Origin of the sequence: Lysobacter sp. 1R34A (assembly GCF_051217035.1) — a bacterium.
In the GTDB taxonomy this organism is placed as follows: Bacteria; Pseudomonadota; Gammaproteobacteria; order Xanthomonadales; family Xanthomonadaceae; genus Lysobacter.
Genome location: NZ_JBPKJP010000027.1, coordinates 1 through 23,140, shown reverse-complemented (window position 1 = coordinate 23,140; position 23,140 = coordinate 1). Strand labels below are relative to the sequence as shown.

Annotated in this window: 20 protein-coding genes; 7 read left to right on the top strand and 13 right to left on the bottom strand. The window is 68.5% G+C overall.

The features are described from left to right. Positions 1-517: 517 nt before the first annotated feature. The 3 genes from ACSAMQ_RS09010 to ACSAMQ_RS09000 all read left to right on the top strand — a co-directional run bounded on the left by ACSAMQ_RS09010 (position 518) and on the right by ACSAMQ_RS09000 (position 7,254). Positions 518-2,533, top strand: a complete 2,016-nt coding sequence (locus ACSAMQ_RS09010) for a PKD domain-containing protein (protein ID WP_435395322.1) — start codon at positions 518-520, stop codon at positions 2,531-2,533. Positions 2,534-2,839: 306 nt separating this feature from the next. Continuing rightward, a complete protein-coding gene (locus tag ACSAMQ_RS09005) occupies positions 2,840-5,122 on the top strand; it encodes a M14 family zinc carboxypeptidase (protein WP_435395321.1) in 2,283 nt (760 codons plus the stop codon). Positions 5,123-5,607: 485 nt separating this feature from the next. Further along, a complete protein-coding gene (locus ACSAMQ_RS09000) occupies positions 5,608-7,254 on the top strand; it encodes a M20/M25/M40 family metallo-hydrolase (RefSeq protein WP_435395320.1) in 1,647 nt (548 codons plus the stop codon). Between the two features lie 168 nt (positions 7,255-7,422). Here ACSAMQ_RS09000 and ACSAMQ_RS08995 read toward each other — a convergent pair whose 3' ends face one another. The 4 genes from ACSAMQ_RS08995 to wrbA form a co-directional block, all read right to left on the bottom strand. After that, entirely contained in the window at positions 7,423-8,073 is a 651-nt protein-coding gene (locus ACSAMQ_RS08995; RefSeq protein ID WP_435395319.1) for a hypothetical protein, read from the bottom strand. A gap of 163 nt (positions 8,074-8,236) precedes the next feature. Beyond that, entirely contained in the window at positions 8,237-8,722 is a 486-nt protein-coding gene (locus tag ACSAMQ_RS08990; RefSeq protein WP_435395318.1) for an asparaginase domain-containing protein, read from the bottom strand. A gap of 120 nt (positions 8,723-8,842) precedes the next feature. Continuing rightward, positions 8,843-9,196 (bottom strand): DUF2069 domain-containing protein, encoded by a 354-nt coding sequence (locus ACSAMQ_RS08985; protein ID WP_435395317.1) that lies wholly within the window; start codon positions 9,194-9,196, stop codon positions 8,843-8,845. Continuing rightward, positions 9,193-9,786 (bottom strand): NAD(P)H:quinone oxidoreductase, encoded by a 594-nt coding sequence (wrbA, locus tag ACSAMQ_RS08980; RefSeq protein WP_435395316.1) that lies wholly within the window; start codon positions 9,784-9,786, stop codon positions 9,193-9,195. The genes ACSAMQ_RS08985 and wrbA overlap by 4 nt, the downstream gene beginning before the upstream one ends. 342 nt (positions 9,787-10,128) lie before the next feature. On the opposite strand from wrbA, the gene ACSAMQ_RS08975 reads away from it, so the two are divergent. The 3 genes from ACSAMQ_RS08975 to ACSAMQ_RS08965 are packed head-to-tail and all read left to right on the top strand — an operon-like array spanning position 10,129 to position 12,316. Beyond that, positions 10,129-11,400, top strand: coding sequence for a YihY family inner membrane protein (locus tag ACSAMQ_RS08975; RefSeq protein WP_435395315.1), 1,272 nt, complete (start codon positions 10,129-10,131; stop codon positions 11,398-11,400). Further along, positions 11,397-12,050, top strand: coding sequence for a TlpA family protein disulfide reductase (locus ACSAMQ_RS08970; protein WP_435395314.1), 654 nt, complete (start codon positions 11,397-11,399; stop codon positions 12,048-12,050). Before ACSAMQ_RS08975 ends, ACSAMQ_RS08970 begins: the two co-directional genes overlap by 4 nt. Further along, complete coding sequence (locus ACSAMQ_RS08965; protein WP_435395313.1) at positions 12,047-12,316, top strand: acylphosphatase; 270 nt, start codon at positions 12,047-12,049, stop codon at positions 12,314-12,316. The genes ACSAMQ_RS08970 and ACSAMQ_RS08965 overlap by 4 nt, the downstream gene beginning before the upstream one ends. Before the next feature lie 41 nt (positions 12,317-12,357). Here ACSAMQ_RS08965 and ACSAMQ_RS08960 read toward each other — a convergent pair whose 3' ends face one another. Beyond that, positions 12,358-13,224 (bottom strand): DUF2145 domain-containing protein, encoded by an 867-nt coding sequence (locus tag ACSAMQ_RS08960; protein WP_435395312.1) that lies wholly within the window; start codon positions 13,222-13,224, stop codon positions 12,358-12,360. Next, positions 13,221-13,664, bottom strand: coding sequence for an AbrB/MazE/SpoVT family DNA-binding domain-containing protein (locus ACSAMQ_RS08955; RefSeq protein WP_435395311.1), 444 nt, complete (start codon positions 13,662-13,664; stop codon positions 13,221-13,223). Before ACSAMQ_RS08955 ends, ACSAMQ_RS08960 begins: the two co-directional genes overlap by 4 nt. 113 nt (positions 13,665-13,777) lie before the next feature. Here ACSAMQ_RS08955 and ACSAMQ_RS08950 point away from each other — a divergent pair, with 113 nt between their 5' ends. After that, positions 13,778-14,521, top strand: coding sequence for a helix-turn-helix domain-containing protein (locus ACSAMQ_RS08950; RefSeq protein WP_435395310.1), 744 nt, complete (start codon positions 13,778-13,780; stop codon positions 14,519-14,521). Between the two features lie 1,546 nt (positions 14,522-16,067). Here the strand turns inward: ACSAMQ_RS08950 and ppk2 are convergent. The 7 genes from ppk2 to hemA form a co-directional block, all read right to left on the bottom strand. Next, complete coding sequence (gene ppk2, locus ACSAMQ_RS08945; RefSeq protein WP_435395309.1) at positions 16,068-16,847, bottom strand: polyphosphate kinase 2; 780 nt, start codon at positions 16,845-16,847, stop codon at positions 16,068-16,070. Beyond that, positions 16,844-17,212 (bottom strand): helix-turn-helix domain-containing protein, encoded by a 369-nt coding sequence (locus ACSAMQ_RS08940; protein WP_435395308.1) that lies wholly within the window; start codon positions 17,210-17,212, stop codon positions 16,844-16,846. Before ACSAMQ_RS08940 ends, ppk2 begins: the two co-directional genes overlap by 4 nt. A gap of 5 nt (positions 17,213-17,217) precedes the next feature. After that, positions 17,218-17,736, bottom strand: coding sequence for a molybdenum cofactor biosynthesis protein B (gene moaB / locus ACSAMQ_RS08935; protein WP_435395307.1), 519 nt, complete (start codon positions 17,734-17,736; stop codon positions 17,218-17,220). Between the two features lie 94 nt (positions 17,737-17,830). Continuing rightward, positions 17,831-19,555 carry a tetratricopeptide repeat protein gene (locus tag ACSAMQ_RS08930; RefSeq protein ID WP_435395306.1) on the bottom strand — a complete coding sequence of 575 codons (1,725 nt, stop codon included), beginning with the start codon at positions 19,553-19,555 and terminating at the stop codon, positions 17,831-17,833. A gap of 66 nt (positions 19,556-19,621) precedes the next feature. Further along, complete coding sequence (locus ACSAMQ_RS08925) at positions 19,622-20,080, bottom strand: GNAT family N-acetyltransferase (protein ID WP_435395305.1); 459 nt, start codon at positions 20,078-20,080, stop codon at positions 19,622-19,624. A gap of 245 nt (positions 20,081-20,325) precedes the next feature. Beyond that, positions 20,326-21,408, bottom strand: a complete 1,083-nt coding sequence (gene prfA, locus ACSAMQ_RS08920) for a peptide chain release factor 1 (RefSeq protein ID WP_435395304.1) — start codon at positions 21,406-21,408, stop codon at positions 20,326-20,328. Positions 21,409-21,480: 72 nt separating this feature from the next. Beyond that, the gene (gene hemA, locus ACSAMQ_RS08915) at positions 21,481-22,806 is read right to left on the bottom strand and encodes a glutamyl-tRNA reductase (RefSeq protein ID WP_435395303.1); all 1,326 of its coding nucleotides are present in this window, start codon (positions 22,804-22,806) and stop codon (positions 21,481-21,483) included. Positions 22,807-23,140: the final 334 nt, after the last annotated feature.

The following is a 23,140-nucleotide window of genomic DNA, read 5'->3' as shown; positions in this document are numbered from 1 at the left end:
GAACACCGCCGCTTGGGTGCCCGATGGCACGGCCACGGGGCGGTTGGGATGGGGCGGGTGAGCTGCGCTCGCGCTGGAACAGCGTCGTCGGGTCGGCGCGGGAGGCCAGCTCATAGCGCCATTGCGCCGGAGTTCCCGGCGTTCGTGTCGTGCATTGCATCATGAACGCGTACGGGTTCTCAGTTTCCATTTCCGCTCGCGCACACCGATTTCAATCGAAACAAATCTTGGTTGTATGCGTGACGCGAGGCACGGATGCGATGTCGACTGGGCGGGTTTGCGTCTTGTTGTGCGCGACGCGTGTGCCTCAGAGTCGCGCCGTGGTCGTAGCGGCACGCTAGCAATACGCACCACGCGTCGTAGAAATAACGCACGCTCAGGGGAAGCCTGCGGCCTTGCTGCATCAAACGCTGGAGCATCCAGTTTCCCATCGCCTGACCCCGTCGCCATCGCCATCGTCGAACACACCGGCCCAGCCGGCGTCGCGGTCTTGCCTCTACTACGGACGGAGAGACTCATGAAACGACTTTATGGTTCCCTGCTGTTGCTCGGACTGTCGATCAGTGCCGCACTTGCCGCACCGGCCACGCGCCCGGCGGCCTTCGATCACGCCAACATCTCGCGCCTGGACAAGATCGCGCTGCGCGCGATGCCGGCGGTGGACGTCGCCAAGTTGCGCGCGGAAGACCGCGTGCGCGAGGCGCGCAACGAGATTCCGCGCTTCGCCGCCTCGCTCGACGTCGACATGACGCCGCTGAACTCCGGCGTGTGGGAAAAGCTCGACGAGGACCACCTCATCTGGCGCCAGCGCGTGCGTTCGGACAAGGCCTTGTCGCTGAATTTCGGCTTCACCGAATATCACATGCCCGCCGGGGGCCGTCTGCTGGTCTATCCGGCGACCCAGACCGCGGGCGGCGACCGCAGCCTGATCCGCGAATACACCGATCGCGACAATAATCCGGCCGGCCAGTTGTGGACGGCGATCGTCCCCGGCGAAGAGTCGGTCATCGAAGTGGTGGTGCCGGCGGCCAAGGCCGGCGAGCTCAAGCTCAAGCTGACCAAGGTCGGCCACGACTACGTCGGTTTCGGACCGCTTTCGCGCCGCCTCGCCGCGGCCGCCAGCGGCGAAAAGGGCGTCTCGGGCGCCTGCAACATCGACGTGGTCTGCCCCGAGGGCGACGGCCGCCGCGACATCATCCGCTCGGTCGCGGCCTACTCGAAGAACGGTTCGCTGGCTTGCACCGGCTCGCTGGTCAACAACACCGCCAACGACAAGAAGATGTACTTCCTGACCGCGCACCATTGCGGCATGGGCACGGCGTCGACCGCAGCCAGCATCGTGGTGTACTGGAACTACCAGAACTCGACCTGCCGTCCGCCGAACACGCCCGCCAGCGGCGCCAACGGCGACGGCTCGATGGCCAACACCCAGTCCGGTTCGACCTACAAGGCGACCTACGCGACCTCCGACTTCACCCTGCTCGAACTGAACACGCCGGCGAACCCCGCGTTCAATCTGTTCTGGGCCGGCTGGGACCGCCGCGACCAGAACTATCCGGGCGCCATCGGCATCCATCACCCGAACGTGGCCGAAAAGCGCATCAGCAACTCGACCGAGCCGACCTCGTTCGTGGCCTGGGGCGGCGGCGCCGGCACCACCCATCTGCGCGTGCAGTGGCAGCCGACCGGCGGCGTGACCGAACCGGGTTCCTCGGGTTCGCCGATCTACAGCCCGGAAAAGCGCGTGCTCGGCCAGTTGCACGGCGGCCCGTCGAGCTGCAGCGCCACCGGCACCAACCGCAGCGACTACTACGGCCGCGTGTTCACCTCGTGGACCGGCGGCGGCACGGCGGATTCGCGCCTGAGCAACTGGCTCGACCCGGCCAACACCGGTGCGCAGTTCATCGACGGCCTGGATTCGGGCGGCGGCACGCCGAACAATCCGCCGGTGGCGAACTTCACCTCGTCGGTCAGCGGGCTCACCGCGACCTTCACCGACAGCTCCAGCGACAGCGACGGCAGCATCGCTTCGCGTAGCTGGAACTTCGGCGACGGCACCACCTCGACCGCGACCAACCCGTCCAAGACCTACAGCGCCGCCGGTACCTACACCGTCACGCTGACCGTCACCGACGACGATGGCGCGACCAACACCAAGACCGGTACGGTCACGGTGTCGGGCGGCCCGGGTGCGCAGACCTACACCAACGAGACCGACGTGGCGATCAGCGACAACGCCACCGTGGAAAGCTCGATCACCGTGTCCGGCCGCAGCGGCAACGGCTCGGCGACCACGCCGATCCAGGTGACGATCTACCACACCTACAAGAGCGACCTGAAGGTCGACCTGGTGGCGCCGGACGGCACGGTCTACAACATCCACAACCGCACCGGCGGCAGCGCCGACAACGTCATCGGCACCTTCACCAAGAACCTGTCGAGCGAACCGCTCAACGGTACGTGGAAGCTGCGCGTCAACGACAATGCGACCCTGGACACCGGCCGCATCGACAAGTGGAGCATCACGTTCTGATCCGCCGACGCCGCGCGCCGTAACGGCGCGCGGCGTTTCTGCGCGAAAGCAGGCGCCCTCGGCGCAGGCGTCGCCCGGCCGCGACGGCGGCGCAGCATGACCTTGCCGCCTCATGCGCTCCAAGCCATCGCCTCATCGACGCGCGATGCATCGCCGCCGATCACTGCGCCGTTCTGCCGTACGCATCACGAAAGCGCGGCATCGCCGCGACAGGGGACGCTTGTCAGCCCGCGTGCCGCGTACCCAGCATGGTGGCCGCACCCACCGCTTCGCTGTCCAACGTACCGGTACATGGAGAGTTTCCCAATGCGCTTCCAATACGCCGCGCTGCCCCTGTTGCTGGCCCTGTCCGCCGGCGCCAAGGCGGCCGATGACCTGCCAGTGTTCGTCACCGCCAAATACACCAACAGCGCGCAGTTGCAACGCATCGCGTCGCGCTTCCAGCATCTGATCGTCGACCGCGAGGCCAAGACCGTCCGCGTCGAGGCCATGCCCGAGGACCTGGCCGCGCTGAGCCGCGCCGGCTTCAAGTACGAGGTCGACCGCGAGGCGACCGAAAAGCTGCAGCGGCTGCAGATTGCGCTGCAGAGTTCCTCGCTCGGCATCAAGAGCATTCCCGGCTACGCCTGCTACCGCACGGTCGAGGAAACCTATACGACCATGGACCAGCTGGCCGCGAGCAAGCCGCAGCTGGCGCGCGTGACCAACATCGGGCCCAGCTGGCAGAAGACCCAGAATGCCGGCACCGGCTACGAGATGAAGGTGCTCAAGCTGACCAACTCGGCGACCGACGCCGCGCTGCCGAACAAGCCGACCCTGGTGCTGTTCGGTTCGATCCACGCGCGCGAGTACACCCCGGCCGAGACCGTCACCCGTTTCGCCGAATGGCTGGCCAACGGCTACGGCAGCAACGACGAGGCGACCTGGCTGCTCGACAATTTCGCCTTCCAGTTCGTGCTGCAGGCCAATCCCGACGGCCGCAAGAAGGCCGAAGCCGGCTCGTCCTGGCGCAAGAACGTCAACAACAGCAACGGCGCCTGCAGCGCCTCGTCGATCGGCGTCGACCTCAACCGCAACTTCCCCTATCACTGGAACAGCGCCGCCGGCGGCTCCAGCGGCAACGCCTGCGCCGAAACCTATCGCGGCCCGCTCGCCGCCTCGGAACCGGAAACCCAGAACCTGATGCGCCTGGTCGCCGGCACCCGCAACAGCAGCGGCGTGTACACCGGCGGCATCTTCCCCGACCGCCGTCCCGACGACGTCAACACCGCAGCGCCCGAGGATTACCAGGGCATCTTCATGGACATCCACAGCGCCGCCCAGCTGGTGCTGTGGTCGTGGGGCGACACCAGCAACCCCGCGCCGAACAGCGCGGCCTTGCGCGCGCTCGGCCGGCGCATCGCCTTCCACAACAACTACCGTCCGCAGCAGTCCGATGAGCTCTATGCCACCGACGGCACCACAGACGACACCATGTACGGCCTGCTCGGCGTGCCGGCGTACACCATTGAGCTCGGCGTGTCGTTCTTCGAGAGCTGCAGCACCTTCCAGGGCACGACCCTGCCGGACAACCTGAAGTCGCTGCGCTACGCGGCGCGCAGCCTGTGGGCGCCGTACAAACTGCCGTCCGGGCCCGACACCACCGCGCTCAGCCTGTCCGCGACGACGGTGCCGGCCGGCACCCCGGTCACCCTGACCGCGACCGTCGACGACAGCGTGTTCAACCAGAGCAACGGCACCGAAGCGGTGCAGAACATCGCCTCGGCGCGGGCCTATCTCGACGCGCCGCCATGGGCCGCCGGCGCGGTGTCGTATCCGCTCAGCGCCAGCGACGGCAGCTTCAACAGCAGCCGCGAAGCGGTGACCGCAAGCATCCCGACCAACGGCCTGGCCGACGGCGTGCACACCTTGTACGTGCAGGGCACCGACGCCGCCGGCAAACCGGGCACGCCGAATGCGGTGCGCTTCACCGTCGGCGGCACCGGCCCGGGCAACACGCCGCCGGTAGCGAACTTCACCTCGTCGGTCAGCGGCCTGACCGCGAGCTTCACCGACACCTCCAGCGACAGCGACGGCAGCATCGTCGCGCGCAGCTGGAACTTCGGCGACGGCACCACCTCGACCGCGACCAGCCCGAGCAAGACCTATGCCGCGTCCGGCACCTATAGCGTCACCCTGACGGTCACCGACGACGACAACGCCAGCCACAGCAAGACTGCGTCGGTCACCGTCGGCGGGGGCGGCGGCACCCAGACCTACAGCAACGGCACCGACGTGCAGATCCCCGACAACGCCACGGTCGAGAGCAGCATCGTGGTATCCGGCCGCACCGGCAACGCACCCGGCGACGCGTCGGTGGCGGTCAACATCCTGCACACCTACAAGAGCGATCTGAAGGTCGACCTCGTCGCGCCGGACGGCACTCTCTACAACATCCACAATCGCAGCGGCGGCAGCGCCGACAACGTCGTCGGCACCTTCGTCAAGAACCTGTCGAGCGAGCCGCTCAACGGCACCTGGAAGCTGCGCGTCAACGACAACGCCACGCAGGACACCGGCCGTATCGACAGCTGGAGCATCACCTTCTGATCGTTTTAAGCGCGTAGGAAGGCGATACCACGCATCCCCGGCTTCGCCCGGGGATGCGCGTTTGTGCGGACAGCGTTCATGCGGCGGGGTTCGGCGCTGCCGCATGCCGCGTCGCACGGCGACGTGTCCGACCTGCGTGCCGGCGAGGTTTTCCATCGCCGAAACAGTGAAAATTCCGCGGTTTTCCTATCGGATTGGCCATGCGCACGTGCACGGTAAGCGGTTACTGCGCGTATGCATGACCGAGGTCACGAACGCGAATGTGCGCTCGAACAGGTTGTCGCTTGTCGGTCATGTCCGATCGCGCATAGGGTCGAATCCCGGGCGTATCGGAACGTTTCCCCCCGCACCGTTCGGCGCCGCTTTCACGCGCAGCAAACTCTCGCGACGTCCCGCATTCTGCGCGGCCGTCATCCCAGTCCATCGCGTCCCCGCGCCGATGCCGCCCGCATCCGGCCGGGCGGCGCCGAACAGGAGCGCCTTCCGTGAACAAGCACCTAGCCCCGTTGCCCGCCTTGCTCGCCCTCGCATTGTCCGCCGCCCTCGCACCGGCGATGGCGCAGACGCACAGCCACGACCACGCGCGTCCGGCCGATGCCACCGATAATCCGTTCCAGCCGGTGTTCATCGTCACCTCGCGCGAAACCTTCGATGCCGGCGTGCAGACCCTGGCGCGCAGCGCCACCGGCGTCAGCAACCCGGCCGGCGTCAAGCTGGTGGTGGCCGAACTCAAGACCCATCAGCTCGCCGACGTGACCCGGCATGTCCACGAGAAGGAAAAGCGCTGCGGCGGTTTCGTCGCGTTCGACACCCGCGAAGAGGCCGAAGCCTTCGTGCGCAGCGAACGCAGCGTCGAAGCGATGAACACCAAGTTCGCCACCTACACCATCGACAACCAGGCCACGGTCACGCCGTGGCTGAGCCAGGTCGCCGAAGCCAACATCCGCGGCACCATCAGTCACCTGTCGACGCAGTATCCGAACCGCTACTACGCCTCGACCCACGGCCGCACCTCGGCGACCTGGATCAAGGACACCTGGGCCGGCCTGGCCAACGGCCGCAGCGACGTCACCGCCGAGCTCTACACCGGTTGCACCACCTGTTCGACCCAACCCTCGGCGATCCTGACCATCCAGGGCAGCGAACTGCCGAACGAAGTGGTCGTGCTGGGCGCGCACCTGGATTCGATCTCCAGCAGCGGCAGCGGCGATTCGATGAACGCACCGGGCGCCGACGACGACGCCTCCGGCATCGCCACCCTGACCGAAGTGCTGCGCGTGGCGATGGCGAGCGGCTACAAGCCCAAGCGCACGATCAAGTTCATGGGCTACGCCGCCGAGGAAGTCGGCCTGCGCGGCTCCAAGGCGATCGCCACCGATTTCAAGAACCGCGGCGTCAACGTGGTCGGCGTGCTGCAGTTGGACATGACCAACTACCGCACCAGCGGCGCGCCGGCGGTGCGCCTGGTCAGCGATTATTCGAACTCCAGCCTGCAGCAGTTCCTGCGCGACCTGTACACGACTTACCTCGGCGGCACCGTCGGCAGCTACACCTGCGGCTACGGCTGCTCCGACCACGCCTCGTGGACCTCGGCCGGCTTCCCCGCGGCGATCTACTTCGAGGGCGGCACCTCCAGCGGCGGTTACTTCGGCTCCATCCACACGCCCAACGACACCCTCGCCAACATGGGCGGGTCGGCCGCCAACAGCGTGCCCTTCGCCAAGCTCGGCCTGGCCTTCCTTGGCGAACTCGGCAAGACCGCCGGCACCGGTCCGGGCCCTGGGCCGGGGACCCAGACCTATACCAACGGCACCGACTACGCGATCAACGACAACGCCACCGTCGACAGCCCGATCACCGTGTCCGGCCGCACCGGCAACGCACCGGCCAGCGCCTCGGTGTCGGTCAACATCATCCATACCTATCGCGGCGACATTAAGGTCGACCTGGTCGCCCCGGACGGCTCGCTCTACAACATCAGCAACCGCGCCGGCGGCAGCGCCGACAACCTCAGCGGCACCTTCACCTTCAACCTGTCCAGCGAACCGCTCAACGGCACCTGGAAGCTGCGGGTGAACGACAACGCCAACAACGACGTCGGCCGCATCGACACCTGGAGCATCACGTTCTGACGATAGCCCCGCACGAGGGAAGGGGACGGGTTCCGCGAGGGGCCCGTTTCCTTTGCGGCGGTCGATAGCGAAGGCCGGCGAACAGTCCGTCCGGCCCGGCACCGACCGGCGCGCGTCGGCGCCGGCTCCGGCCGGGCTGCGCCTCAGGCGGTTTTCGGGGAAGCGCGCTTAACGCGTGCAGCTCTCGCTGGCTTCGAGGACGCCGCGTTGGCTGATGCGCCAATGGGTGACCGTGCCGAGCGCGTCGGTCTCGAAGGTCAACTGGCTGTGCTTAGCCTGCGGTGCGGCGACTTCGATGAAGGCCGAGCCTTCGAAGGTCGGGTTCGGGACCTGTTTGGTCTGGCCGGCATAGGCCTGGTTGATCTCGGCGATGCTCATGCCGACGCGGCCGCCGCCCGGGGCGATGGCCTTGGGGTCGTAGACATCGATGCCGGCGAGTTGGTCGCCGGCCATCAGGAAGGCGTACTGGTGGGTGACCGCGCCGCGCACCGGATAGAGCAGGTGGCAGGTCGCGTCCGGGCGCTGATCGCGGTTGTCCTTCATTTCGCCGCCCCAGGCCTGGCGGACGCTTGCGCCGTCGGCGCCGAACCTGGCGGTGACGGTGCCGGCCTGGTCGCTGCCGTTGAAGCCGTCGTAGCCGATCGCATCGCTGCGCAGTATGCGTTCGGGGGGCAACAGCGGGTTGGCCGACGCCGCGGGCGATGCGGCGGGGGCCTGGCCGGTGCCGTTCCTGGCCGCCGGGGTGGGGTCCGCGTTGCCGGCGGGTTGCTGACAAGCGGCCAGGGCCGACACCGCCAGGGCCAGAACGAGTACGCGCATCGCGATCACCATTGCTATCGGGCAGCCTCCAATCCTAACTCGGTCCTAACCCGATCCCGATCGAGCCCATGCATCGAGCCCATGCATCGAGCCGATGCATCGAGCCGATGCATGGGCCGGCGGACGCCGCAGCGCAGCGGGCGCGCGGCGCACGGCTTCTCTCTCAGATCGCTTCGAAGCGGTTCGCGTCGACGTTCTTGCGGACCTTGCCCGGATCCCAGATGCGGCCGTTCATGGCGATGTACACGCCCGGCGGCAGCGACTGCACCGCGCCGACCGCGGTGCCGATGTTGAACTCGGCGTCGGAGCCGCGGAACCGCGCCGGATTCAGCGCGCCGGTCATGACGATGGTCTTGTTCGGGATGGTCGCCAGCACCTTGGCCGTCTCGACCATGCTGTCGGTGCCGTGGGTCACCAACACGTGCTGCGCGTCCTGCGCGGCGATCGCGGCGCGGATCAGCTCGCGGTCGCCGGCGTTGATGTGCAGCGAGTCCTTGCGGATGATCGGAATCACGCTGTAACGGAAGGCCACGCCGAGCTCGTCGAGAATGCGGCCGATCTGCGGTTCGCCGATCTGGTAGTCCGACTTGTCGTCGAAATAGATCTTGTCGATCGTGCCGCCGGTGGTGACGATGCAGAGCTGGTCCATCGTGGGTAAGGTCGCGAGGTCGGGGAGACGGAGATTATAGGCCCAGCGCCGCGGCCGGGCTTATGCGGCCGTGGCCGGACGCCGCCGGCCCGACTCGGGCGGCCCTCTAATCAGGCCGCCTTACTTAGGACTCCGGCCGAACCGCGCCCGGATGCCGGGCAGGTTGGCGGCGAACACGACGGTCACCGCCAGGGCGAGTTCGATCCAGCCCTGCAGGCGCTCCGGCGGCCGCGACCACGCGACCATGACTCCGTGGCTGAACCAGCCCAGCGCCAGCACGCCGGCCCAATAGGCGGCGTGGCGGTTCTGCCTCCACACGCCGATCGCGAGCAGCAGCGGCGGCACCACGAACACCACCAGGGTCGCGGCCAGATGCCGCTGCGACAGCATCCACGCCGCGTACAGCGCGCTCAGGGCCAGCAAGGCCAGCAGCAGGACCAGATTGGAGCGGGGGCGCGGCGAAGCGACGCTCATCGGCTCACCTTGGCGACCAACTCGGCGACGCGGCGTCCGAGCGCACGCGCCAGCACGGCCTCGTCGTCGCTGAGCTGCGGGTCGTCCTGGGGCCCGGCGACGTGGCTGGCGCCATAGGGGCTGCCGCCGCCGCGGGTGGTGCTGAGCAAGGGCTCGGTATAAGGAATGCCGACGATCACGCAGCCGTGGTGCAGCAGCGGCACCATCATCGTCAGCAGGGTCGACTCCTGGCCGCCGTGCTGGCTCGCGGTGGAAGTGAACACGCCGGCCGGCTTGCCGACCAGGGCGCCGCTGGCCCATTCGGCGCCGAGCCCGTCGAGCCAGTGCTTGACCGGTGCGGCCATGTTGCCGAACCGGGTCGGGCTGCCGAGCACGAGCCCGGCGCATTCGGCCAGGTCGCGCGCTTCGACGTAGGGCGCGCCGTCCTCGGGCACCGGCGGCGCGGCGGTCTGGGTGATCGCGGCCACCGGCGGCACGCTGCGCACGCGCGCGACGATGCCGTCGACCTCGCCGATCCCGCGCGCGATCTGCCGCGCCAGCCGCGCCACCGACCCGCCGCGGCTGTAATAGAGCACCAGAACTTCGGTCATCGATCTCTCCTGTTGCCGGCAAGGATAGAGGATGAGGCGAGGGCGGTTGGGGGTTTGGCGAACCAGGGCGGCTGGGGAGCGTTGCGGTCGGGCGCCTTGTCTGGTGCCGCTCCGGCAAGCGCCCCTCGCCCCGAGCCTCTTCCACAAGGGGGAGGGGGATGCCCTGGATCCCCGCCTGCGCGGGGATGACTGGCCATGGCGTGTGCAGGCCACCTCATCTCGACGGTTGTCGCGGCGGTCGGTCGCTCCTGTGCCGCCTCGTGCGAACGCAGGTCGCTCGATGCCCTGCGCTCAAGCTGATGCCCATGCCCCCGTGACGCCCCATCGGTTACCCTGCGCCGGATGGAACCTTTGGACTCGATCTATCGCTGGAGCGACCGGGTGCGCGACCGCGCCCGCGCCGGCACGTTCTTCCGCTTCCTGGCCCGCCGCTTTCTCGACGACAACCTGTTCCAGGCCGCCGGCGCGCTGTCCTATACCACCGTGTTCGCATTGGTGCCGCTGTCGATGGTGGTGTTCGGGGTGTTGTCGGCGTTCCCGATGTTCGGCGAATGGAGCGACCGGCTCAGCGACTACATCTTCTCCAACTTCGTGCCCTCGGCGGCGCGTTCGGTGGAGAGCTACCTCAAGCAGTTCTCGGCCAATGCCGGCCAGCTGACCACCGCCGGCGTGATCGCCCTGGTGGTGTCGCTGTTGATCACCCTCAACGGCGTCGAGTCGGCGTTCAACCGGATCTGGCGCATCCATTCGCCGCGCCCGCGCCTGGGCCGTTTCCTGGTGTATTGGACGGTGCTGACGCTCGGCGCGCTGATCGCCGCGGCCAGCCTGGCGATTTCGGCGCGCTTCTTCGCCATGGACGTGTTCTCGACCCAGCCCGGGCGCTGGCTCGAAAGCCTGTTGCTGCGCGTCGCGCCGATGCTGCTGGAATGGCTGGCTTTCGCCGCGATCTACCGGGTCGTGCCGCACCGGACGATCAAATGGCGGCACGCCGTCGCCGGCGCCTTCCTGGCGATGGTGCTGTTCGAGACGGTCAAGGGCGGCATCGGCCTGTACCTGGGCAATTTCGGCTCCTACTCGAAAATCTACGGCACCCTGGCGTTCGTGCCGATCTTCCTGTTGTGGATCTACCTGAGCTGGATCGCGGTGCTGCTCGGCGCGTCGTTGGCCTCATCGATTTCGGCGTTCCGCTATCAGCCGGCCTCGATGCGCCTGCCGCTGGGTTTCGAGATGTACGGCCTGCTGCGCCTGCTCGCCCGGTTCAACGAAGCGCGCAAGCGCGGCCGCGGCCTGCACATCGACGACATCCAGCAACTGGAGCCGATGCTGACCGATTCGCTGGTCCAGCAGATGCTCGAGCAACTCGGCGAGATCAGCGTGGTGCGCCGCGCCGAGAACGGCGAATGGCTGCTCGCGCGCGATCTCGACGAACTGACCCTCGGCGAGCTGTACGAAGCCTGCAACCTGCGCATCCCGATCGCCGAGGCGATGCTGCCCTGCCGCGACGACTCGCTGGGCCAGTCCGCGGTCGCGGCGATGGACGAATTGCGCGTGCCCCTGCGCGCGCTGATGAAACGACGCGTGTCCAGTATTCACGCCGAAAAGGAAGGAACATGATCCCGAGTCATCCGAAACCCGCGCTGCGTCCGCTGTTGGCGCTGGCGCTCGCCGCCGCCGTATTGACGCTCGGCGCCTGCGATAGATCGCAGACGCCGGCCGCCGACACCACGCCGGCGACGACGAGCGACGCCAAACCCGCGCCGGCTGCAGACGCCAAGCCTGCCGACGCCGAGCCGGCCGATGCCAAGCCGGCCGATGCCAAGCCCGTCGATGCCGCGACCGACATGCCCGAGCTGCGCATCGCGACCATCGACGGCAAGACCTACGACCTGGCCGAGCGCCGCGGCCGTTGGGTGGTGGTGAATTTCTGGGCGACCTGGTGCGCGCCCTGCATCAAGGAAATGCCCGAGTTGTCGGCGCTGGACACCATGCGCGACCACATCGAGGTGGTCGGCCTGGCCTACGAGGAGATCGAGCTCGCCGACATGCAGGCCTTCCTCAAGAAGCACCCGGTGTCGTACCCGATCGCGATCCTCGACGTGGCCGACCCGCCGAAGGCCTTCGACACTCCGCGCGGCTTGCCGATGACCTATCTGATCGGGCCCGACGGCAAGGTCGCAGAGAAATTCCTCGGCCCGGTCGACGCCAAGAAGATCGAGGCCGCGATCGCCAAGGCCTCGGCCCAGGTCGCCGTGCCGAGGGCATGAGCGCGGCGCGTTTCTTCGTTGCCGGCAGGGTCCAGGGCGTGTGGTTCCGCGCCTCGACCCGCGAGCAGGCGCTCGCGCTCGGCTTGCGCGGCTACGCCAATAATCTCGCCGACGGCCGGGTCGAAGTGCTCGCGGTCGGCGACGAGGCCGCGGTGGCGCGTCTGGCCGACTGGCTGGGCCACGGCCCGGCCCAGGCGCGCGTCGACCGCTTGATCCGCGAGCCGGCGCGCGAAGACGAAGCCGGCGACGGTTTCGTTTGCGGTTGAGCTGCGCAGGCCGTCGCTGAGCGATAGCCGCCCGGATCGGATTACAACGCGCCCGGCGTCGCCATCAAGCGGCCGTTGCGCCATTCGCGCTGCTCGCTGACGTGGCCGCGGCGCGCCAGGTATTCGACGATCGAACGCACCGTCACCACCGGGTAGTCGCCGGCGAGGCGGGTGCCGATCGGGTGATCGCCGAAAGCGACATTGGCGCTGAACAAGCCGCCGAGCACCCGCTTGGAATAGGGGATCTGGACGCGATCGGGACGATACCCGTCGTCGAGCGCGGCGCGGTAGGCCTCGCGCCGATGCACGACCGCGGAGGCGTCCGCGAGGGTGGCGGCGAGCAGCTCCAGCACCCAGGCGGTGGAGTTCTGGTACTCGGCGCTGCCGGGGCGTGCGATGAGGTTGTAGCGGGGCTGATGCAGGTTGCGGCCCGGCAGGCCGCGCAGGCGCGCGGCGAGGCGTTCGGCCTGGGCCGGTTGCAGCCAGACGATGCGCGCGTCCTGGTTGACCAGGTCGTCGGCGAAGAAATTGACCAGGCCTTGGGCGTACAGGCCGGAGCGGTCGCTGCCGCATTCGTTGAGCAGATGCACCGCGGTCCAGCGGCCGGCGGCATGGTCGCGCACGACGAAACCGACATGGCTGTAGACCAGGCCCTGCGCCGACAGGTCGGTGCCGACCCGGGCGACCAGCGCGGCGGGTGCGTCGCGTTGCTCGAGCGCGGCGGCGACGGTCAGCGCGGTTTGCGCCGCCGCCGCCAGTTTCTGCGGGGTGACGGCCTGGTTCTCGCAGCGAGTGCCCGCACGTCCCTGTGCAGGCAACACTCCCAGTACCACCACCGCCAACGCGACCATCAGCGTCCTGCAGGTCGCGAATCCGTAGGAGCCCATCACGGCGCGTTGAGCGCTCATGCGCCGATCCGCTCGCTGTGCAGCAGCGCGCGGGCGCGTTCGTTGGGGATGAAGCACAACGCGCCGCCATCGGCGCCGCTGAGCAGCCAGCCGCCGGCGACCGCCGACACGGTAAGGGCCTCGCCGACCCGGAGGCCGAGCCGCTTGGCCGCCTGCGCCGACAGCGTCACCGCGAACGAGGTGCCGATGCCGACCGCCGAGATGGTCAGCGTCACGCCCTCGGCGCTGGCCTCGACGCCGGCGACCGAGAAGGCCGCGCCGGCCGACAGGGCCCGTGCCGTCGCGGCCGGCACCTCGACCGAGGCGTTGAGGCTGAGTTCGGACTGACGGCTGAGGCCGTCGGACTGCGCCGCCGCAAAGGCCGGCGTCCCTGCCGGCAGGCCAGCCGCGGCCGAAACGGACAGGGCGAGGGTCAGCAACCGGTTCGCAATCCTTGGCATCTCGCACCGTCTCGTGAAGGTCCGGGGCCAGCCTCGGCCGGGTGCGCGGCGGATGCAACAATCATCGACAAAGTGTCTCGGAATTCGCCATGCAGTAGCGTATTTTGATACGCATGGCGATTTCCATCGAACTGATCGACGGCCTGAAGCGCTTCCTGCGCGCCCAGGACCTGACCTACCGCGACCTGGCTGTGCGCCTGAGGCTCAGCGAAGCGGCGGTCAAGCGGATGTTCTCGCGGCGGGCGATGAGCCTGCAGCGGCTGGAGCAGATCTGCGACGTGCTCGATATCGGCCTGGCCGAACTCAGCGCCGAGGCCGGCCGCGGCCGCGCGCCGATGGCCACGCTCAGCGAAGAGCAGGAGCAGGCCCTGGTCGACGATCCGGCCATGCTGCTGGCCTTGTTCCTGACCTTGAACCGCTGGAAGCAGGCCGACGTGCAGGCGCATTTCACCTTCGACGACGTCAAGTGGACGGCCTTGCTGGTGCGCCTGGACCGGCTCGGCATCATCGAGCTGATGCCCGGCAACCGCGGCCGGCCGTTGACCGCGCGCAATTTCCGCTGGCGCGCCGACGGCCCGATGGAGCGGCACTTCCGCTTGCGCATGCTCGGCGACTATTTCGCCGACCCTTTCGACGGCGAACAGGACGTGCTGTTGCTACTGAGCGGCGCGCTCAGCATCGCCGGTATCCGTCAACTCAAGCAGCGCCTGGGGGAAGTCGCGCGCGAGTTCGACGCCCTGTTGGCGCGCGATGCCTCCCTGAGTGCCCAAGAGCGCGTCGGCGTGAGTCTGGTGCTGGCACAGAAGCCTTGGTTGCTGCAGTTGTTCCAGCCGTATCGGCGATCGCAGGGCGATTGAGGGGCGCGGTGGTCGTGCGCCGGTTTCGCGCAGTCATCGGGTAATCCCTTTAGGAGCGGCGTGAGTCGCGACCGCAGAAGCGCACGGGTAGCCGGGCTGTCGTCAGCAGCCGGAGCGGCGTGTCATCGCCAGGGTAGGAGCGACGCAAGTCGCGACCACGCTGTCTACCGTTGCGGCGCTTCTTGCCGTCGGACTTTGAAGCAACATCAACATCCAAAGCTTCCGTCCGCTGGCGCGGCCGGGTTACTTTCTTTTGCTGGCCCAAAAGAAAGCTAACCAAAGAAAAGGCCTTCCTTGACAGAGCTCCCCTGCGAGTTCGCAGCTGTCGCCGGGATTTTCCGATAAGACGTCCCTGTCTTATCGGAAAACGCCGCACGTCCTGTGCGGCGCCCTTTGGGTCTACGGTCGCATCGCGAGTTCGGCATTGCGCCAAGCTTTAACAGAAACAGCAACAGCAACAGCCGCCGCCGGAGGCTTCTACCCTGCGATAGGCGATGATTCGATCAGTGGCAGGCTCTGTCTCTCTGCGCGTTCCGTGGTCGCGGCTCACGCCGCTCCTACAGGGATGGCGGCGACGTGCTGCTAACTTGGCCTTGGTCTTTTGCTGTTGCTGTGCGCTGCTGCGAATTAGCGAAGGCCAAAGAAGACCCGGAGGGCGGCCCGCAGGGATGCGGGCCGTTTTTCATCGGGACAGGGATGTCCCGTATGAAAAATCACTGCGTCAGCGTCGAACGCGCGGGCTCGTGATTCAAAACAAAGCATTTTTCTTTGGTTACCTTTCTTTTGTTGCTTTAGACAAAAGAAAGTAACCCGCCGCTTTAGTGGCGGAAGCTTTGCACTTGATCTTGATCTTCCACCACGAAAGGAATGCGTCGCAAGACCGCCACATCGATGTCGCGGCTCGCGCCGCTCCTACCCTGACCAGGCCACGGCCAGAATCGGCGCGATAGTGCGAGGTCGCGGTCGCGACTCACGTCGCTCCTACAGGAGATGGTTCCGCCACACTCGGATTTTCGATTGGTTGGCTTTGGCTATTGCTGTGCGCCGCCGCGAACTAGCGAAGGCCAAAGAAGACCCGGAGGGCGGCCCGCAGGGATGCGGGCCGTTTTTCATCGGGACAGGGATGTCCCGTATGAAAAATCACCGCGGATGCACCGCTCGTGCGGGCCTGTGATTCAAAACAAAGCATTTTTCTTTGGTTACCTTTCTTTTGTTGCTTATGACAAAAGAAAGTAACCCGCCGCTTTAGTGGCGGAAGCTTTGCACTTGATCTTGATCTTCCACCACTAAAGGAATGCGCCGCAAGACCGCCACATCGATGTCGCGGCTCGCGCCGCTCCTACCCTGACCAGGCCACGGCCAGAATCGGCGCGATAGTGCGAGGTCGCGGTCGCGACTTCGTCGCTCCTACACAAAGCCTAAACCGGCGAAGCCAGACAGAAGCACTGCGGTCGCGACTTGCGTCGCTCCTACAGACGAAATATCCGCATGGAATCGGGCCGCCGCGAGCATCCGCCGCGCCCGCGCGAACGACTCAACCCTCGGCTCAACCCTTCTTGCCCGCCCGAATCGGCTTCAACATCCCGTATTTCTCTTTCGACGGTTTGCCCTTGAGCGGCTCGAATTCGAGCTTCGTCGGCGGGAGATCGGTGTCCGGCAGGCGCGACAGCAGGTCGCGGATCAGGGTCAACCGGCCCTGGCGCTGATCGTTGAAATCGACCAGGGTCCACGGCGCATGTCGGCTGTGGGTAGCCTTGAGCATGGCCTCGCGGGCACGGGTGTAGTCGTCGTAGTGATGACGCGCCTGCAGGTCGATCGGCGACAGCTTCCAGCGCTTGAGCGGGTCGTCGAGGCGTTCGGCGAAGCGCTCTTCCTGCTGCTCCTGGTCGCAGCACAGCCAGTACTTGAACAGCAGGATGCCGTCGTCGACCAGCAGCTTCTCGAACACCGGCGCCTGCTGCAGGAAAGCCTTGACCTGTTCGGGCTTGGCGAAGCCCATGACCTGCTCGACACCGGCGCGGTTGTACCAGCTGCGGTCGAACAGGCTGATCTCGCCCGCGGCCGGCAGATGCGGCACGTAGCGCTGGAAATACCACTGGCCGCTTTCGCGCTCGCTGGGCTTGGACAGGGCGACGATGTGGCATTGGCGCGGATTGAGGTGCTCGGACAAGGCGCCGATCGCCCCGCCCTTGCCGGCGGTGTCGCGGCCTTCCAGCAGCACCACCACGCGGCGGCCGCTGCGCTGCAGCCAGCGCGCCATCGCCACCAGTTCTAGTTGCAGGGCTTCCAGTTGCGTCTCGTAGTCCTTGCGCTTGAGTTTGCTCATCGCTTGGTCTTCCTGGCAGTGCTCGTGCGCGGTGCGGCGCTGCGTTTGGTGCCGGCCAGGCCGGTGGCGACTTCGAGCAAGGCGCCCTGCTGGCGCGTGTTGAGCGCGCGATACGCGGCGAGCAGGTCGTGCTCGCCCTGGGTGCGGGCCGGGTCGAGTGTGCTCGCGAGTTCCGACAGCAGCGCGCCGGCCGGCACGCCGAAGGCGCGCGCCAGGGCGTCTAACTGGTCCTTGCCGGGCAGCTTGTCGCCGCGCAGCCAGGCGCTGACCGTGGCCACGCCGGCGCGCGGAATCGCGGTGGCGATGTCGGTGGCGTTGAGGCCGCGAGCCTTGGCCAACAGACGCAGGGTGGTGTCGAGCGGCATGCCGATCACTCCTTGAGGCGGGGACGCAGGGTGGCGAGGTTGCAGGGGCGGGTGCGCGCGTCGAGCTGGGCGCTGACGATCTTCTCCCAGGCGGTGCGGCAGGCCGAGGTCGAGCCCGGCAGGCAGAACACGAAGGTTGCGTTGGCCAAGCCGGCGAAGGCGCGCGATTGCAGGGTCGAGGTGCCGATTTCGTCGTAGCTGATCGCGCGGAACAGCTCGCCGAAGCCGGGCATTTCCTTGTCGAGCAAAGGCAGCAGGGCCTCGGGGGTGGAGTCGCGACCGGTGAAGCCGGTGCCGCCGGTGACCAGGATGCCGTCGATGCCGTCGTCGGCGATCCACTGCGACACCGCGGCGCGCAGCTTATAGCGGTCGTCGGGCAGCAGCCTGCGCTCGGCGAGGCGATGGCCGGCCTGGGTGAGGGATTGGACGAGATAGTCGCCGGAACTGTCTTCGGCCAGGGTGCGCGAGTCCGAAACGGTCAGCACGCACAGCGAGAGGGGGATGAAATCGCGTTCTGCGGTCATGCGCGCAGCCTAGCGCAAACCGGGTGGAGGCGGGTCAAGCCGGCACCCACGCCGGCGCATCGGCGGGCCGGTCGAGCGCGCCGCATTCGCTGCGTCAGCGCGCCGGCCCGCGCAGCGCCGCGGGCGCTTCGCCCTTGCGCTGCCTGCGCGCCATCGCCATGGTCATCGCGGCGAAATCGACGGCGAAGGCGTCCATGTCGAACAGGCCGCTGTCGCCGCGGCGCGCGGCGAGTTCGGCGCGCAGGGCCTGCAGCGCGGCCGGGTCGTTGCCGAGCGCGACCGCGCGGGCGACGAAGGCCCCGTCGTCGGCGACGTTCATCGATTCCAGGCCGAGGTGATGATTGAGGCTGCCAGCCACGCGCGCGGCGAAGGTCGCACCGGGCCGGGTCAGCACCGGGCAACCGGCCCAGATCGCATCGGAGGCGGTGGTGTGAGCGTTGTAGGGATCGGTGTCGAGGAACAGGTCGGCATGGCGCAGCCGCGCCAGATAGTCGGCATGCGGCTGCTTGCGCATGAACACCAGGCGCTCGGGCGCGATGCCCTGGCGGGTCGCGAAATCGCGCAGGCGCTGGTCGGCGCGGCCCGGGCCGGACAACAGCCACAGCACGCTGCCGGGCACGCCGCGCAGCACCGCCAGGGCGCGGGCGACGCTGCGCGGATTGAGCTTGTAGCTGTTGTTGAAGCAGCAAAACACCACGCCGCGGTCGGGCAGGCCGCAATCGCCGCGGCTCGGCGGCGCGGCCGCTTCGCGGGTGGTGTCGGACGGTTGGAAGCAACGCGGCAGCCAGGCCACGGTCTCGCTGAAATCGGCGCCGAGCGCTTCCGGCAGCACGTAGCGGTCGGCCAGTACGTAATCGATCCACGGCGCCGCCGATGTGCCCGGATAGGCGAGCCAGTTGACCTGCACCGGGGCCGGCCGCATCGCCAGGACTTCCGGCGCGCCGCCGCCGCCCCAGCCGCGCAGGTCGAACAGCACGTCGATGCCGGCGCGGCGGATGGCCGCGGCGACCTGGGCGTGCGGTTGCATGGCGACGTCGTGCAGGGCGGTGGCCGCGGCATGCAGGCGGCGGCGGATGGCGCTGTCGTCGTCGCGGTTGAGCGCGAACAGATGCAGATCGATGCCGCCGCGCCGGCGCAGCGCTTCGAACAGAGCGACTGTCAGCAGGCCGGTCGGGTGGGCGCCGAAGCCGTTGGAAAGAAAACCGGCCCGGATCGGCGCCGAGGCGTCTTTGTGCGGCGCCGGCGGCAACGGCCGCACGCTGGCGGCGATCACGCTGGCGCGCAGTGCGGCGCAGCGGCGTTGCTCGGCGGCGCTGGCGTCCTCGCTGAGGAAGGCGAAGGGCTCGACCGAGGCCAGGCCGCGTGCGACCGCGTCGCGGACCTGGCCGGCGAGGGCGTCGAGATCGCGCCAGTCGCACAGCTTGCGCCGCCATGCCAGCAAATAGGCCGCCAGCTGCGGTTCGCGCGGCGCGAGGGCATAGGCATGGGTATAGGCTTCGAGCGCGCCCTCGGCATCGCCGACGTCCTCGAGCGCATGCGCCAGCCACACCGCGATGCCCGGATGCTGCGGCGCGTTGCGCGCGGCGGCGCGCAGGCTGGTCACGGCGTCGTCGCGGCGGCCCTGCATCCACTGCGCCCGGCCCAGCCGCGCGAGCGCCTCGGGATGCCCCGGACGCAGGCCCAGGGCGCGCCGCGCCGCCGCTTCGCCGCCGCGCGCATCGCCGGCATCGAGTTCGTGCTCGGCCAGCATGATCCAGGCCATGGCGTCGCCGGGATTGCGCTGCAGCGCGTGGCGCAGCGCCGGGCGCGGGTCGTTCATGGCGCGAGTGCCTTGATCGCAGCGGATAGGCCGGGTGTCGGCATGCAAGCGTGGCCCATGGTGCGGTCAGGCCGCATCGAGCGGCAGGTGATAGCGCAGGGTGCCGTCGTAGCGCTGCCAGCCCACCCGGTCGTACAGCGCCTGGGCACTGAGGTTGTCGTGGTCGGTTTCCAATTCCAGCCGCGCCGCGCCGTCGGCGCGGGCGAAGCCGGTGGCGGCGTCGAGCAGGGCCTGGGCGACGCCGCGCCGGCGCGAGGCCGGATCGACGAACAGATCGTTGAGCACCCAGACCCGCGCGGCGCGCACCGAGGAGAAGGTCGGGTACAACTGGGTGAAGCCGGCGCCATCGGCGCCGTCGAGCGTCGCGAGCAGCACGACCGAGTCGCCGCGGCCGAGGCGCTCGCCGATGAAGGCACGCGAGACGCTTTCGTCGTGGCGCTGTGTGTAGAAGTGCCGGTAATGATCGAACAGCCGGGCCAGCAGATCGAGATCGTCGAGAGTTGCGCGGCGAACTGAGAGGCTCATGGCGGGCGATCCGGCGGGAGAGGTCGGATTATGGCCGTTGGACGCGCGCGGCGTCATGACGGCGTGGCGCGACTTCGACGAATCGCGCAGCGGCGCACAAGGCGCGGGCGTGGCGCAGGCTTTGGCTCAGCTCGTCGGCGCTATATGGCTCCATTCGGCGCGGCGGCCTGCGCGGCGGAGTGGGGCTTCGGTTTGAGAACGGCTGCAGAGCGGGCTCTCGCCTGGCCCTCTCCCGCGAGCGGGCCTCAGCCCGCCGACAAGCGCGCCAGTTCGTCGGCCTGGTGCTCGTGGATCAGCCGCCCGATCAAGCCGTCCAGATCGCCGGCGACGATGTTGGGCAGGTCGTACAGGGTCAGGCCTTCGACCCGGTGGTCGGTGATGCGGCCCTGCGGGAAGTTGTAGGTGCGGATGCGCTGGCTGCGGTCGCCGCTGCCGACCTGCAGGCGCCGGTCCTGGGCCTGCGCGGCCGCGGCCTTCGCCGCCGCGGCGTCGGCGAGCATCGCCTGCAGGCGCTTGAGCGCCTTGTCGCGATTCGCGTGCTGGCTGCGCTCGGTCTGGTTCTCCACCACCACGCCGCTCGGAATGTGGGTGATGCGGATCGCCGACTCGGTCTTGTTGACGTGCTGTCCGCCCGCGCCCGAGGAGCGGAAGGTGTCGACTTTCAGGTCGGCCGGATTGATCTCGATCGGTTCGCCTTCCGGCTCGACCGCGATGATCGCCACGGTCGCCGCCGAGGTGTGGATGCGGCCCTGCGATTCGGTTTCGGGCACGCGCTGGACGCGGTGGGTGCCGGATTCGAACTTGAGCTTCGAGTACGCGCCGCGGCCTTCGACGCGGGCGATGATTTCCTTGTAGCCGCCGTGCTCGCCGGGATTGGACGACTCGACCTCGACCTTCCAGCCCTGGCGCTCGGCGTAGCGCGCATACATGCGGAACAGGTCGCCGGCGAAGATCGCCGCTTCGTCGCCGCCGGTGCCGGCGCGCACTTCCAGGTACAGGTCGCCTTCGTCGCGCGCGTCCTTCGGAATCAGATGAGCCAGCAGTTCGACGTCGAGCTGCTCCAGGCGCGCCTGCGCCGCGGCGATTTCCTCGTCGGCCAGTTCGCGCAGCTCCGGATCGTTGCGCATCGCCTCGGCGGCGGCGAGGTCGGCCTTGGCCCGCGCTTCCTCGGCCAGCGCCACGGCGACCGGTTCGAGCTGGGCGAATTCGCGCGAAAGCTTGCGGAACCGGTCGTTGTCGCCGATCACGCCGGGGTCGGCGAGCAGGCGCTCGAGTTCTTCGCGGCGTTCGGCGAGGGCTTCGAGCTTGCGGCGTAGGGTAGGCGACATTCGGGCGGGGCTCGGGACTGGGGGGCGGGACTCGTAACGGCAACAGCGAAGCAGGGCGCTCGTGGCGCGTCGCTAACGGTCGTCGTTCGATTCCGTATCGCCGGCCCCGGTTTTGCCGGCCCTGGCTTCGGGCCCCGAGTCCCCGATCCCGAGTCCGGCTGCCGGAAACAACTTGTCCGCGGCCCGCGCCAGCTCCGGGTTGCCGGTCAGCGCGGCTTCGCGCAGGGCCACGGTCGGGGCGTGCAGCAGGCGGTTGGTCAGCGTGTGGGCGAGGAAGTTCAGCACCTCGGCCGGGTCCTGGCCGGCGCCCAGCTGCTGGCGCGCCTTCGCCAGCACTTCCTCGCGCGCGGCGTCGCCGTGGTCGCGCAGGCGCTTGATCGGGGCGGTGCGCGTGCTCGCGGCCAGGGTCTCGACGAAGCGGGCGACCTGCAGCTCGACGATGGCCTCGGCTTCGGTGGCGGCTTCGCGGCGGCTGCGGCGGTTGTCTTCGATCGCGCGTTCCAGGTCGTCGACGGTGTACAGGAACACGTCCTTGAGCTCGGCCACGTCGGCGGCGATGTCGCGCGGCACGGCCAGGTCGAGCAGCAGCATCGGCCGGTGCTTGCGGGTGGCGAGCGCGGCGGCGACCTGGGCGCGGTGCAGGATCGGTTCGCGGCTCGCGGTCGCCGACAGCACGATGTCGGCTTCGCCCAGGTGGCGTTCGAGCTCGCTCAGCGGCAGCGCCACGCCGCCGTGGCGGGTGGCGAGGTCCTGGGCGTGGGCGAGAGTGCGGTTGGCGATCAGCAGGCGCCTGGCCTTGGCCTGGACCAGATGCCGCGCGGCCAGTTCGACGGTTTCGCCGGCGCCGACCAGGAGCACGGTCGAGTCTTCCAGGCGCGCGAACGATTCCTGCGCCAGGCGCACCGCGGCCGAGGCGACCGACACCGGGTTGGCGCCGATGCGGGTATCGGTGCGCGCGCGCTTGGCGGTGGAGAAGGCCTGCTGGAACAAGCGGTCGAGCTGGCTGCCCAGGGTGCCGGCGGCGCGCGCGGTCGCCCAGGCGTCCTTGACCTGGCCGAGGATCTGCGGCTCGCCGAGCACCAGCGAGTCGAGCCCGGTCGCGACCCGGAACAGGTGGCGCACGGCGTCGGCATCGCGATGACGATAGAGGTAGGCGTGCAGATCGCCGGCGTCGTCCGGGTGGGTGGCCAGCCAGTCGGCGAGCGCGCGGCCGTCGTCGTCGGCGACCGCGTAAAGCTCGGTGCGGTTGCAGGTCGACAGCAGGGCCACCTCGCGCACCGGGGCGAGCGCGCGCAGGGCGTCGAGCGCGGCGGCGACGGCCTCGCCGGAAAACGCCACGCGCTCGCGCAGGCTGACCGGCGCGGTCTGATGGTTGATGCCTAGGACGAACAGACTCATCGGTGGGCGCGCCTGGATCCCGGGCGGCGGACGCAGTAAACCGCCGTCGCGGCGACGCTGAAAAGTTTCATCTGGCGGCGTGCGTCGCGGGACATCGGTTCAGGTGCTTGCGATAAGCTGCGGGCTGCTGAAGGCCGCCATTCTACCGGCCCACTGGTCCCGACGTGGTTCTCTACGATTCGATTTGCTCGATCGGTCCAATAGATGGCAACGATGAGCGCAGCGAAGGCCCGACCGAGGCCGTGCGCAGCGCCGGCGCCGAGGCCGGTTCGCGCCGGATTCTGCGCGGCGCCGCGCTGGCCCTGGCCCTGAGCGGCTGGCTCGGCGGCGCGGC

Coding starts and splice junctions, on each gene's coding strand:
- ACSAMQ_RS08955 (WP_435395311.1), bottom strand. CDS start 13,664: ATGCCAAGGATTGCGAACCGGTTGCTGACCCTCGCCCTGTCCGTTTCG.
- ACSAMQ_RS08950 (WP_435395310.1), top strand. CDS start 13,778: ATGGCGATTTCCATCGAACTGATCGACGGCCTGAAGCGCTTCCTGCGC.
- ACSAMQ_RS08940 (WP_435395308.1), bottom strand. CDS start 17,212: ATGCCGCTCGACACCACCCTGCGTCTGTTGGCCAAGGCTCGCGGCCTC.
- ACSAMQ_RS08990 (WP_435395318.1), bottom strand. CDS start 8,722: ATGGACCAGCTCTGCATCGTCACCACCGGCGGCACGATCGACAAGATC.
- ACSAMQ_RS09010 (WP_435395322.1), top strand. CDS start 518: ATGAAACGACTTTATGGTTCCCTGCTGTTGCTCGGACTGTCGATCAGT.
- ACSAMQ_RS09005 (WP_435395321.1), top strand. CDS start 2,840: ATGCGCTTCCAATACGCCGCGCTGCCCCTGTTGCTGGCCCTGTCCGCC.
- hemA (WP_435395303.1), bottom strand. CDS start 22,806: ATGAGTCTGTTCGTCCTAGGCATCAACCATCAGACCGCGCCGGTCAGC.
- prfA (WP_435395304.1), bottom strand. CDS start 21,408: ATGTCGCCTACCCTACGCCGCAAGCTCGAAGCCCTCGCCGAACGCCGC.
- ppk2 (WP_435395309.1), bottom strand. CDS start 16,847: ATGAGCAAACTCAAGCGCAAGGACTACGAGACGCAACTGGAAGCCCTG.
- ACSAMQ_RS08970 (WP_435395314.1), top strand. CDS start 11,397: ATGATCCCGAGTCATCCGAAACCCGCGCTGCGTCCGCTGTTGGCGCTG.
- ACSAMQ_RS08925 (WP_435395305.1), bottom strand. CDS start 20,080: ATGAGCCTCTCAGTTCGCCGCGCAACTCTCGACGATCTCGATCTGCTG.
- moaB (WP_435395307.1), bottom strand. CDS start 17,736: ATGACCGCAGAACGCGATTTCATCCCCCTCTCGCTGTGCGTGCTGACC.
- ACSAMQ_RS08930 (WP_435395306.1), bottom strand. CDS start 19,555: ATGAACGACCCGCGCCCGGCGCTGCGCCACGCGCTGCAGCGCAATCCC.
- wrbA (WP_435395316.1), bottom strand. CDS start 9,786: ATGACCGAAGTTCTGGTGCTCTATTACAGCCGCGGCGGGTCGGTGGCG.
- ACSAMQ_RS08965 (WP_435395313.1), top strand. CDS start 12,047: ATGAGCGCGGCGCGTTTCTTCGTTGCCGGCAGGGTCCAGGGCGTGTGG.
- ACSAMQ_RS08975 (WP_435395315.1), top strand. CDS start 10,129: ATGGAACCTTTGGACTCGATCTATCGCTGGAGCGACCGGGTGCGCGAC.
- ACSAMQ_RS08960 (WP_435395312.1), bottom strand. CDS start 13,224: ATGAGCGCTCAACGCGCCGTGATGGGCTCCTACGGATTCGCGACCTGC.
- ACSAMQ_RS08985 (WP_435395317.1), bottom strand. CDS start 9,196: ATGAGCGTCGCTTCGCCGCGCCCCCGCTCCAATCTGGTCCTGCTGCTG.
- ACSAMQ_RS08995 (WP_435395319.1), bottom strand. CDS start 8,073: ATGCGCGTACTCGTTCTGGCCCTGGCGGTGTCGGCCCTGGCCGCTTGT.